Source organism: Mesorhizobium oxytropidicola, assembly GCF_056174625.1.
In genome coordinates this window covers 3,523,654-3,534,555 of record NZ_CM149692.1, presented here as the reverse complement: position 1 = coordinate 3,534,555, position 10,902 = coordinate 3,523,654, and the positions used below count along the sequence as shown (strand labels likewise).

The 10,902-nt window shown below is 63.6% G+C and carries 6 protein-coding genes and 3 pseudogenes; 5 read left to right on the top strand and 4 right to left on the bottom strand.

Annotation, left to right across the window (positions count from 1 at the left end; genetic code table 11):
- The first annotated feature begins 9 nt into the window (after nucleotides 1-9).
- Nucleotides 10-1,308, top strand: a complete 1,299-nt coding sequence (locus AC0V8S_RS17635; RefSeq protein ID WP_475438529.1) for a BtaA family protein — start codon at nucleotides 10-12, stop codon at nucleotides 1,306-1,308.
- On the top strand, nucleotides 1,305-2,027 hold the full coding sequence (locus tag AC0V8S_RS17630) for a class I SAM-dependent methyltransferase (RefSeq protein ID WP_475438528.1): 723 nt from the start codon (nucleotides 1,305-1,307) through the stop codon (nucleotides 2,025-2,027). Before AC0V8S_RS17635 ends, AC0V8S_RS17630 begins: the two co-directional genes overlap by 4 nt.
- A 58-nt stretch (nucleotides 2,028-2,085) precedes the next feature.
- On the opposite strand, the gene AC0V8S_RS17625 is transcribed toward AC0V8S_RS17630, so the two are convergent.
- The gene (locus AC0V8S_RS17625) at nucleotides 2,086-3,465 is read right to left on the bottom strand and encodes a serine hydrolase domain-containing protein (RefSeq protein WP_475438527.1); all 1,380 of its coding nucleotides are present in this window, start codon (nucleotides 3,463-3,465) and stop codon (nucleotides 2,086-2,088) included.
- Between the two features lie 280 nt (nucleotides 3,466-3,745).
- Here AC0V8S_RS17625 and AC0V8S_RS17620 point away from each other — a divergent pair, with 280 nt between their 5' ends.
- Together AC0V8S_RS17620 and AC0V8S_RS17615 are read left to right on the top strand one after the other, a co-directional pair.
- Entirely contained in the window at nucleotides 3,746-4,546 is an 801-nt protein-coding gene (locus AC0V8S_RS17620; RefSeq protein ID WP_183460847.1) for a glycoside hydrolase family 25 protein, read from the top strand.
- Between the two features lie 297 nt (nucleotides 4,547-4,843).
- Nucleotides 4,844-6,021: pseudogene (locus AC0V8S_RS17615) on the top strand (lytic murein transglycosylase).
- A 72-nt stretch (nucleotides 6,022-6,093) separates the two neighbouring features.
- Here the strand turns inward: AC0V8S_RS17615 and AC0V8S_RS17610 are convergent.
- On the bottom strand, nucleotides 6,094-7,314 hold the full coding sequence (locus tag AC0V8S_RS17610) for an alanine racemase (protein ID WP_475438526.1): 1,221 nt from the start codon (nucleotides 7,312-7,314) through the stop codon (nucleotides 6,094-6,096).
- 223 nt (nucleotides 7,315-7,537) lie between these two features.
- Between AC0V8S_RS17610 and AC0V8S_RS17605 the strand changes: the two are divergent.
- A pseudogene (locus tag AC0V8S_RS17605) lies at nucleotides 7,538-8,454 on the top strand (DMT family transporter).
- A 481-nt stretch (nucleotides 8,455-8,935) separates the two neighbouring features.
- Here the strand turns inward: AC0V8S_RS17605 and metF are convergent.
- Together metF and AC0V8S_RS17595 are read right to left on the bottom strand one after the other, a co-directional pair.
- Nucleotides 8,936-9,853, bottom strand: coding sequence for a methylenetetrahydrofolate reductase [NAD(P)H] (metF, locus tag AC0V8S_RS17600; protein ID WP_475438525.1), 918 nt, complete (start codon nucleotides 9,851-9,853; stop codon nucleotides 8,936-8,938).
- Nucleotides 9,853-10,869: pseudogene (locus AC0V8S_RS17595) on the bottom strand (ArsR/SmtB family transcription factor). The gene metF and the pseudogene AC0V8S_RS17595 overlap by 1 nt, the downstream one beginning before the upstream one ends.
- Nucleotides 10,870-10,902: the final 33 nt, after the last annotated feature.

Below are 10,902 nucleotides of genomic sequence, written 5' to 3'. Positions count from 1 at the left end.
CGGGCTGTCATGACGCTGCGCTACCCGCTTGCGACAAAGCAAATGGGGAATCACTTTGTCATGACGGACGTCTCCTCGGATCTGGTTTTTCGCCGCGGCAAGGAAGTTGGAAAGGCCGTCTACCAGAACCGCGCGCTTTCCAAAGCCGGCATCTCCGAGCGGCTGTTCGCCTTCCTGTTTTCCGGCCTCGTCTATCCGCAGATATGGGAAGACCCCGATGTCGACATGGAGGCCATGCAGCTCGGGCAGGGCCACCGCGTCGTCACCATCGCTTCCGGCGGCTGCAACATCCTGGCCTACCTCACCCGTTCGCCGGCAAGGGTCGACGCCGTCGACCTCAACACTGCCCATGTCGCGCTGAACCGCATGAAGCTTGAGGCGGTGCGCCGCCTGCCCTCGCAGGGCGACCTGTTCCGCTTCTTCGGCGCCGCCGACACCAGCCACAATTCGCAAGCCTATGACCGTTTCATCGCGCCGCATCTCGATCCGGTCAGCCGCCATTATTGGGAACACTGCAGCTGGCGCGGCCGCCGGCGCATCGCCGTCTTCGACCGCAATTTCTACCAGACCGGCCTGCTCGGCTTGTTCATCGCCATGGGCCATCGCACAGCCAAATTCTTCGGCGTCAACCCGGCCCGCATGATGGAAGCCAAAAACATTGGCGAACAGCGTCGCTTCTTCAACGAGGAGTTGGCGCCGGTCTTCGACAAGAAGCTTTTGAAATGGGCAACGTCGCGCAAGGCTTCGCTGTTCGGCCTCGGCATTCCGCCTGCGCAGTATGATTCACTGATCACCTCGGGCGACGGCACCATGGCCAGCGTGCTGAAGGCCCGGCTGGAAAAGCTCGCTTGCGATTTTCCCCTGCAAAACAACTATTTCGCCTGGCAGGCTTTCGCCCGCCGCTATCCCGAGCCCGGCGAGGCCGCCCTGCCCGCCTATCTGGAAAAGCAGAACTACGATACCATCCGCGGCAACATCGACCGCGTCGCCATCCACCACGCCAATCTGATCGAGTTCCTCGCCGGCAAGGATGCCGGCACGGTCGACCGCTTCATCCTGCTCGACGCGCAGGACTGGATGACCGATGACCAGCTCAATGCGCTGTGGTCGGAAATCAGCCGCACCGCCTCGGCTGGCGCCCGCGTCATTTTCCGCACCGCCGCCGAGCCCAGCCTGCTGCCGGGCCGCGTCTCCAATTCGCTGCTCGACCAGTGGGATTATCAGGACGAGGCCTCGCGCGAATTCTCGGCCCGCGACCGTTCCGCGATCTATGGCGGCTTCCACCTCTATGTGAAGCGCGCCGCATGAGCACGACGGAGCTGCCGGCCAGCCATGCCGAACTGATGGACGGCGTCTACCGTTGGCAGCGCCACATCTACGATCTGACCCGCAAATATTATCTTCTCGGCCGCGACCGGTTGATCGATGGGCTGGAGGTGCCGCAAGGCGGCACCGTGCTGGAGCTCGGCTGCGGCACCGGCCGCAACATCATCCTGGCCGCCCGCCGCTATCCCGACGCCCACTTCTTCGGCCTCGATATCTCGGCCGAAATGCTGGAGACGGCCGGCAAGGCGATCGACCGTGAAGGCCTGTACGGCCGTGTTGCGCTGGCCCGAGGCGACGCCACCGATTTCGATGCGGGCGCGCTATACGGCATCGAGCGCTTCGACCGCGTCTTCGTGTCCTATTCGCTGTCGATGATCCCCGGTTGGGAAAAGACGGTGTCGGCAGCCCTTGCGGCACTCGCCCCTAACGGTTCCCTGCATGTCGTCGATTTCGGCCAGCAGGAGGGCCTGCCGGGCTGGTTCCGGACTTTACTGCGCGGCTGGTTGAAAAAATTCCACGTCGCGCCGCGTGAATCCCTGCGCGAAGTCCTAGAATCGGAATCTCGGCGAACCGGCGCAACCTTCCGTTTCCGCACGCTCTATCGCGGCTATGCCTGGCTTGGCGTGATTGGGCAGCGCAACCTCACCTCCCCCTCGATGGGGGAGGTCGCGCCGAAGGCGCGGATGGGGGTGAAGCGCTGAGGCACCCCACCCCGGCGCTACGCGCCGACCCTCCCCATCAAGGGGAGGGTAAAGGGAGCTAATGTAGCGCCTTCACCAGCGCCCCAACCATCGTCTGCGGCCGATAGCCGAGCTTGGCCGGTGTCAGCCCCAGCCGCACGATTACCAGTTGCTCCGACGGAATGATGGCGACGGTCTGCCCGTCATGCCCTTCCATCCAGTAGGTGTCCTTGGGCAGGCCGGCCGCGACGCCGGCGCCGGGATTGTCCTCGTCGCCCGGTGCCTCGATCCACAGCTGGCCCTTGCCGTAGACTTTCGAAGCCGGCGCCGGCTCGCGCATCCAGTCGACGAAGCCGGCCGGCAGCACCTGGTTGCCGTTCCACACCCCGCCTTGCAGCAGGAACTGGCCGAAGCGCGCCCAGTCATGCGCCGTGGCGTAGAGATAGGACGAGCCGACGAACGTGCCCTGCTCATCGGTTTCGAGCACCGCGCTGTGCATGCCGAGCGGCTCGAACAGCGCTGTGCGCGGCCATGTCAGGGCCTTGGCCTTGTCGCCGATCGCGTCCTGCCACAGCCGCGACAGCATCACCGCCGTGCCGCTCGAATAGGAAAACACCTTGCCGACCTCGGCCGCCAGCGGCTTGGATTCGGCAAAGCCCGCCATGTCGGGTTCGAGATAGAGCATGCGCGTGACGTCGGCGACGTCGCCATAATCCTCGTTGAACTCGAGCCCGCTCGACATCGCCATCATGTCGGCAAGGCTGATGGAGGCACGGCCGTCAGCCTTCCACGGTGCAAACAGGCCCTTGTTGTCGACGGCCATCTTGCCGTCCTTAACCAGCGTGCCGATGATGGCGGCGTTCACCGTCTTGGTCATCGACCAGCCAAGCAGCGGCGTCTTGGCGGAAAAGCCGGTGCCATAGCGTTCGGCGACGACGCGGCCGTTCTTCACCACCACGATTGCGCGCATGCCGGTGCCGATCAGCGCCGCGTCGTCGAGCAGCTTGGCAATCACCGGATCCTGCGATGCCTCGACCCGCTCGCCCTCCGGCCAAAGCGCATCCTGGCTGGTCGCTGCGGGCCCGACATGGACCGCCGTGCGCCTTGCCTTGCCGACATCGCCGTCGGGAACCGAGGCGCAGCCCAGCCCGTCGCGCGAAACCGCCTCGCTCTTGCCGAGGAAACCCAGCAGGCCCGCCGAAACCGTCCCCCTGTTCTTGTCGACCGAGACCCGCATCAACCGCAGCAGCGGGTGGCCTGGCGCCTGCACGTCGACGGCAAGCACGTCATTGGGGTCGCGCCCGGCGATGAAGACGTTGGAGCAGACGATCTTGGCCGAATAGCCGGAACCGACGCGGATCAATTCCGGCGGCGCGATGTAAAGCCAGGCAAACAGCGCGGCGACCGCCAGCACGATCAGGCCAAGCAGCCATTTGACGATCTTGACGACCACTCGCATCCGTTGCCTCCCAGGCTCTCGCCCGACCCTTATGTCATCGAATTGCCGCCATTGCTTCCGCAAAATCGGGGCTCTTGTCGAGCGCCGTCAACCGATTATCAACCATGATCGGCGATCACATGGATGCATGTCGCCCAAAAGTGCGCAGCGGTTTTGGGACCACGACATGCACAAAAAGGATATGCTGGACGATGCGTGGGGCGATCGTTCGGAGGGGGCCAGACCGGCCATCAGTTCACAGACCCATCAGCGACCGGCTGATTCCGGCTTGGAAGTTGTGATGCGCCGTCTTGCGGCTCTTTTCATGCTGACGCTGCTTGGCGCCTGCTCGACCGTGGACGATCTGTCGCCGCTGTCACCCTCTTCGTCGAGCAGCCCGACAGTCGCCGTGCGCGCGCCGCGCTTCGCCGATTCCAAGCCGCATGAATGGGACAGCGGCGCACCGTGGAACTATGCCGTTCACGGCACCGACGTCTCCAAGTACCAGACCTCGGTCGACTGGCCGACGGCCAAGGCAAGCGGCATCTCCTTCGCCTTCATCAAGGCCACCGAAGGCGGCGACCGCTTCGACGAGTATTTCAACGAGCATTGGGCGAACACGAAAGCCGCCGGCGTTCCGCGCGCCGCCTATCACTTCTTCTACTTCTGCACCCCGGCCGCCCAGCAGGCGCGCTGGTTCATCCAGAATGTTCCCGTCGACCGATCCGCCATGCCGCCGGTGCTCGACATGGAATGGAACCCGAAATCGCCGACCTGCAGGCTGCGTCCCGACGCCGCCACGGTGCGCAGCGAAATGACCACCTTCCTCGAGATCGTCGAGCGGCATTACGGCAAGAAGCCGATCATCTACACCTCGGTCGACTTCTTCGACGACAACGAGCTGTCAACCTTCCGCGGCTATCCCTATTGGCTGCGCTCCGTCGCCGGCCACCCGCGCGAGAAATACGGCAGCCACCCCTTCACCTTCTGGCAGTACACCGGAACCGGCATCGTTCCCGGCATGACCGGCAAGTCCGACATCAACGTCTTCAACGGCTCGGAAGCCGCCTGGAATAAGTGGCTGCGGCAGAACACCCGTTGACTTCGGGTTCAACGGCAGCACCACCTTGGATACATCCACTCCGGCAGAGCCCCCGTTGAACCAGGTTCAACGGCAGCGAATCCTTGGACTAAGTTGTCCCAGCAGAACTGCCGTTGAACCGGGTCCAACGGCAGCGAGCGGCATTCAACGAAGGACTGTGGCAGAAGAACCGTTGACACCGGGCCTGCCGCCTGCTTTTCGACACAGCCAGCGGTAAAGAGTGCAACCGCCGGTAATTCAGGGCGTTGGGCATCCAGCCAAGCACGACAATGCCCTCTTCGTTTCGAAAGGAAGCTGATGCGACTGCGTTCTCAAGCCCTCGCGGCGCTATTCCTGTGCGCCACGGCCTTGCCGGCGATGGCGCAGGAATGCGGCGGCGACTTCGAAACCTGGAAACAGGGCGTGGCGGCGGAAGCCAAGGCGGCCGGTGTCGGCGCTGTCGGCCTCGACGCGCTGGAGGATGCCACCTTCGACGAGCGGGCGCTGGCGCGCGACCGCGCCCAGGGCGTCTTCACCCAGACCTTCATCGAGTTTTCCAACCGCATGATTTCAGCCTACCGGCTGAAGCAAGGTGCGGCGAACATGAAGAAATACGCCGACATCTTCGCCCGCGCCGACCAGCAGTTCGGCGTCCAGGCGCCGGTCATCACCGCCTTCTGGGCACTGGAGACCGATTTTGGTGCGGTACAGGGCGATTTCCATACGCTGAGCGCGCTGGTGACGCTTTCGCATGATTGCCGCCGCCCGCAGCTGTTCCGTCAGCAGCTGGTGCCGCTTCTCGAGCTGATCGATCGCGGCGTGCTGCCGGCCGACGTCAAGGGCGCCTGGGCCGGCGAGATCGGCCAGACGCAGATCCTGCCTTCCGACTATCTGACGCACGGCGTCGATGGCGATGGCGACGGCAAGGTCGACCTGCGCGGCAGCGTGCCCGATGTGATCATGACCACGGCCAGCAAGGTTCTGTCGCGCGGTTGGAAGCGCGACGAGCCCTGGATCCAGGAAGTGCGCGTGCCGGACGAGATGCCGTGGGACCAGACCGGGCGCACCAACAAATTGCCGCTGACACAGTGGGCGCAGTGGGGTGTCACCAACCCCGACGGCTCGCCGCTGGTCGACAAGGGTCTCAAGGCCGGCCTGGCGCTGCCCATGGGCCGCAAGGGTCCGGCCTTCCTCACCTACGACAATTTCGACGTCTATCTCGAATGGAACCAGTCCTTCACCTATGCGCTGACCGCGGCCAACCTCGCCGCTCGGCTCGCCGGCGCACCGCCGCTTGATCCGCGCACCCCCGAACCAGGCCTCAACAACGAGCAGATGAAAGCGCTGCAGACCAAGCTCGAGGCCCGGGCTACGATGTCGGCACGGTCGACGGCATTCTGGGCACCAACACCCGCGAAGCCATCCGCAAGGAGCAGATGCGGCTGGGGTTGCCGGTGGATGGCTGGCCGACGCAGGAGCTTTTGGCGAAATTGTAGCGAGTAGCGAGTAGCGAGTAGCGAGTAGCGAAGAAGATAATTCCCTATTCGCTACTGGCTATTCCCTATTCGCTAATCAGCCATCGTCTCCAAACTCGCAAACCCCTGCGGCGCATCACCCTCGTCGAAGGGCGTCGTCACCTCGACGAAAGTATCGGGATAGAAGCCGTTGAAGCGGGTCCGGAGCGACAGCGAATAGGCGCCGATATGGCCGATCTCGATCCAGTCGCCGGTATCGACGGTTTCCGGCAGCCAGAATGGCCTGGACAGGATGTCGACGGAATCGCAGGTCGCGCCGCAGACCTTGAACGGCACGATGTTCTTTTCGTCGCCATTGCGGGTCCTGATCGCCGGATCGGGAATGAAACGCGCCGGCAGCGTGATCTTGCCGGTCCATGAATCCGACAGCGATGCCCAGATGCCGTCATTGATGTAGAGCCGCTTGCCCTTGCGCAAAAGCACGCGCACGATCAGCGACAGGCAGCGCGCCACGATCACCCTGCCCGGCTCCGCCACCAGCGGCATCTGGTCGAACTGATATTCTTTCAGGTCTCCGGAAAACCGCGACATGATCTGGCCGAGCGATGGCATCTCGATCAGCTTGCGGTTGGGATCGTGCCCGTACTCGGCCGGAAAGCCGCCGCCGACATCGAGCCCGGCAAGGTCGAAGGTCAGCCGGTTGCGCACCCAGTCGGCCGAGGCCAGCGCCCGCTCATAGGTATCGGGATCCTCGATCTGGCTGCCGACATGGAAGCAGAGGCCGACTTTGTAGCCGGTGCGGTTCAGCCGCTCGGCGAGTTCCACGGCATAGGCCGGACCGGCGCCGAACTTCTTCGACAGTTCGTAGGCCGCCGATCCTTTCGTCTGGATGCGCACGAAGACGCTGATGGCGCCAGGATCGATGTCGAGCGCCCGCACCACGCGCGTCAGCTTGGTGATCTCGTCCTCATGGTCGAGCGAGATGACGCGGATGCCGTATTTCTCCAGCGCCAGCTTGATGTCCGACTGCGCCTTGACCGGGTGCATGTAGAGCATCTCGGCATCGGCAGAGACGGCGCGCACGGCGGCGAATTCGCCAGGCGAAGCGACATCGAAGGCGGTGACGCCGGCCTCGACCAAAGTCTTCAACACGATCTGCTCGCCATTGGTCTTGACCGCATAAGCGGTCTTGCCAGGGAACATGCCCATGAACTGCCTGGCATCGGCCTTCAGCACCTGCGGGCGGAAGCAATAGACCGGATCGTCCGGACGAAGCGCCAGTGCTGCCTCGCGGGCATTCTCGAATCGTTGCATTGACGAATCCTCGATCTCGGCTGCGCACAATTAATCCAAGCTAGCGGCTAATGAAAACAATTCTGTGTCTCGCGGCACTAACGCAGCGGCTCTAGTTTTTGGCAGCATCGTTTGCCAGCGATCAGGTTTCGGGTGGCCCTTGTCATCAGACCGGCTATGCCATCTTCCTGACCGGCCGGCATTAGGGCCGACATGTCGGCCCATCCGGGGGAGGACGATAGACATGGCAATAGCCGCGACATCCGCACCACGCGGACCGATGACGCTCACCGACTGGGGGCAATTGCTGCTGCTTGGGGCCATCTGGGCGGCTCGTTCTTCTTTGCCCGCATCGCGGTGGCGGAACTCCACCCGCTGGTGCTGGTGCTGTTTCGCGTCGCCATCGCGGCGATCGCGCTGCAGATTTATCTCGGCCTGCGCGGCCCGTCCTTCCGCCTCGCCCTTCCGCATGCCGGGCTGTTCTTCCTGCTGGCCTTCACCAACAATGTCGTCCCCTTCTCGCTGATCTTCGCCGGCCAGACTGAGCTTGGCGCCGGTGTCGCCTCGGTGCTCAACGCGACGACGCCGTTCTGGACGCTGATCCTCGCCAACGCGCTGACCTCGGACGAGAAGCTCTCCTGGAACAAGCTCGCCGGCATCGGGCTCGGCGTTGCCGGTACCGCTGTCATGATCGGTCCCGGCCTGCTCGCCGGGCTAGGCGGCCCGGTCTGGGCGAAATTCGCGCTCATCGGCGCGTCTTTGTCCTATGGCGTCGCGCTCATGGTCGCCCGCCGCTTCAAGGGCGTGCCCTCGCCGGTCCTCGCCACCGGGCAGCTGACCGCTTCGACCATCATCATGATTCCGGTCGTGCTGCTGGCGCACGGCCCGGCCGGCCTGTTCTCGGCCTCGCCCTCGGTCTGGGTGGCGGTGCTGGCGCTGGCGCTGCTCTCCACCGCCTTTGCCTACATCCTCTATTTCAACCTCGTCGCCTCGGCCGGCGCCACCAATGCCTCGCTGGTCACGCTGATCGTGCCGGCCAGCGCCATGCTGCTCGGCTTTCTGTTCCTCGGCGAGCGGCTGGAACTGTTCGAGATCGGCGGCGTGGTGCTGATCGCGCTGGGCTTGGTCACCATCGACGGACGGCTGTTCGGCAGACGATAGAGCGCCGCGCGTCTGATTGGACGCGCAAAGGACGCTCTAACGACTTAACCAAATCCCGGCATTGGCGCGAAAGTCGAAGTCGACTTTCGCGGTGGTAGCGCTGCCATGACATGGTAACGACACCGTCCCGCCACAATTTATTCACAGGTCTGAAGCCGGTTTTTGCCGAGAAGTTTCAACGGCTAACGGCGAAACCGAGGTCGCAAATTTCACAATCACGTCGCAATGCAGCACATTTTCCGCTTGCCTGTGGCACAAATGACCCTAGACTCTCAGGCATAGCTCTTTAAGAGGAGGCTATGTCATGGGACTCACGAGGCCAATCAACGCATTGATGATTTGTGCTGCGTTTGCTTTCATCGGCGCCCTCATTATGGGCGTCCTTCCCTGAACCCGCCAAGACGGGGAAGACCAGCACCAGATAGTCTAAGCAATTCGAAAGGCCGGGTTTTTACCCGGCCTTTTGCTGTTCGGCGCTGCCTTACGCAGCGGCCGAGCCTGCTACCTCCGCCTCGTGCGAGCGGATGCCGATCATGTGGCAAATGGCAAAGACGAGGTCGGCGCGGTTCATCGTGTAGAAGTGGAAATCGCCCACCCCGCGCTCGACCAGGTCGAGCACCTGCTCGGCGGCCACAGCAGATGCAACCAGCGCATGCGTCTGCGGGTCGTTCTGCAAGCCGTCGAAGCGCTCGGCCAGCCATGCCGGCACCAGCGCGCCGCAGCGTGCCGAGAAATTGGCGACCTGGGTGAAATTATGCACCGGCAGGATGCCGGGCACGATCGGGATGTAGATGCCGGCCCGGCGCGCGCGCTCGACATAGCGCTCGTAGAGATCATTGTCGAAGAAGAACTGGGTGATCGCCCGCGTCGCGCCATTGTCGACCTTGCGCTTCAGCATGTCGATATCGGTGGCGAAATCAGGGCTTTCCGGATGCTTTTCCGGATAGGCCGAAACCGAAATGTCGAAATCGCCGGCGTCCTTCAGCGCGCCGACCAGCTCAGCGCCATTGGCGTAACCATCCGGATGCGGACGGTAGGCGGTGCCGACGCCGGCGGCCGGATCGCCGCGCAGGGCGACGAAGCGCTTCACGCCCATATCGGCGAATTCCTGGATCACGGCATCGACCTGATGGCGGGCGGCGTCGACGCAGGTCATGTGCGCGGCCGGCGTCAGGCTGGTCTCGTTCAGGATGCGGCTGATGGTGCGGGCGGTGCGCTCACGCGTCGAGCCGCCGGCGCCATAGGTCACCGAGACGAATTTCGGCTTCAGCGGCTCCAGCCTGGTGACGGTGTCCCATAGCCGCGCCTCCATCTCATCATTCTTGGGCGGGAAGAATTCGAAGGAAACCTTGACCTTGTCGCCAATGTCGGGGCGGCGGGAAAAGCGGAACTGGTTCATCAGGCGATTTCCCCTATCGAGTTCACTTTGGTCTGCTCATTGGCGGGATCGGCGATCAGCAGGCGCCGGTCGCGGCCAAGCCAGAGTTTTACGGTAAGCCTGGCCTCGTTGCCGCCGCGCGGCTCGAACTCCTGGGCATCCTCGAGATCAAGCCCCGCTTCCGCAAACCATTCGCCGATTTGCCGGTCGGAAAAGCCGAGGCGCATATGCGCATGCTCATCGCGCAGGAATTCCAGCGTGTGCGGCGCGAAATCGACGATGACCAGCCGGCCCGACGGGCGCAAAAAGCCGCGCCGCCTCGTGGATGGCGCGGGCCGGATCGTCGAGATAGTGCAGCACCTGGTGGATGGTGACGAGATCGAAGGCATCGCGCTCGACCGGCGGCGAGAAATATCGCCCTGCCGCACCTGCGCGTTCGAAACGCCGGCCTTGTCGAGATTGGCGCGCGCCACGGTCAGCATCTCGCGCGACATGTCGATGCCGACGCCGCGCCGGTAGAGCGGCGAGAAGATTTCGAGCAGCCGCCCGGTGCCGGTGCCGAGATCAAGCATCGACTGGAACGGCCGCTTGCCGACCAGCTTCAACATCGCGGCCTCGACGGCGCGGTCCGGCACATGCAGCGAGCGGATATGGTCCCAGCTTGCCGCGTTCACCGAAAAATACTCAGTGGCGCGGTCCTGTCGCTTGCGCTTGACCGAGGCCAGACGTTCGAGATCGCGCTCGACCTGCGGATCTGCGCCGCGAATGCTGGAAATCAGCCCCATGACGAAGTCACGCGCGGAATCGGCATCCGACAGGCGGAAGAAGGCCCACGACCCTTCCTGGTAGCGGCCGATCAGCCCGGCCTCGAGCAAAAGCTTCAGGTGCCGCGAGACGCGCGGCTGCGACTGGCCGAGAATCTCGGTAAGATCGGAAACGGTGAGGTCGCCGCGCGACAACAGTGCCAATATGCGCAGGCGGCTGGATTCGGCCGCCGCCTTAAGCGTATCCACCATAGTGTCGAGCGAGACATGCATCAGCGTATTCTCTTTTCAGCGCATTTCATTTTG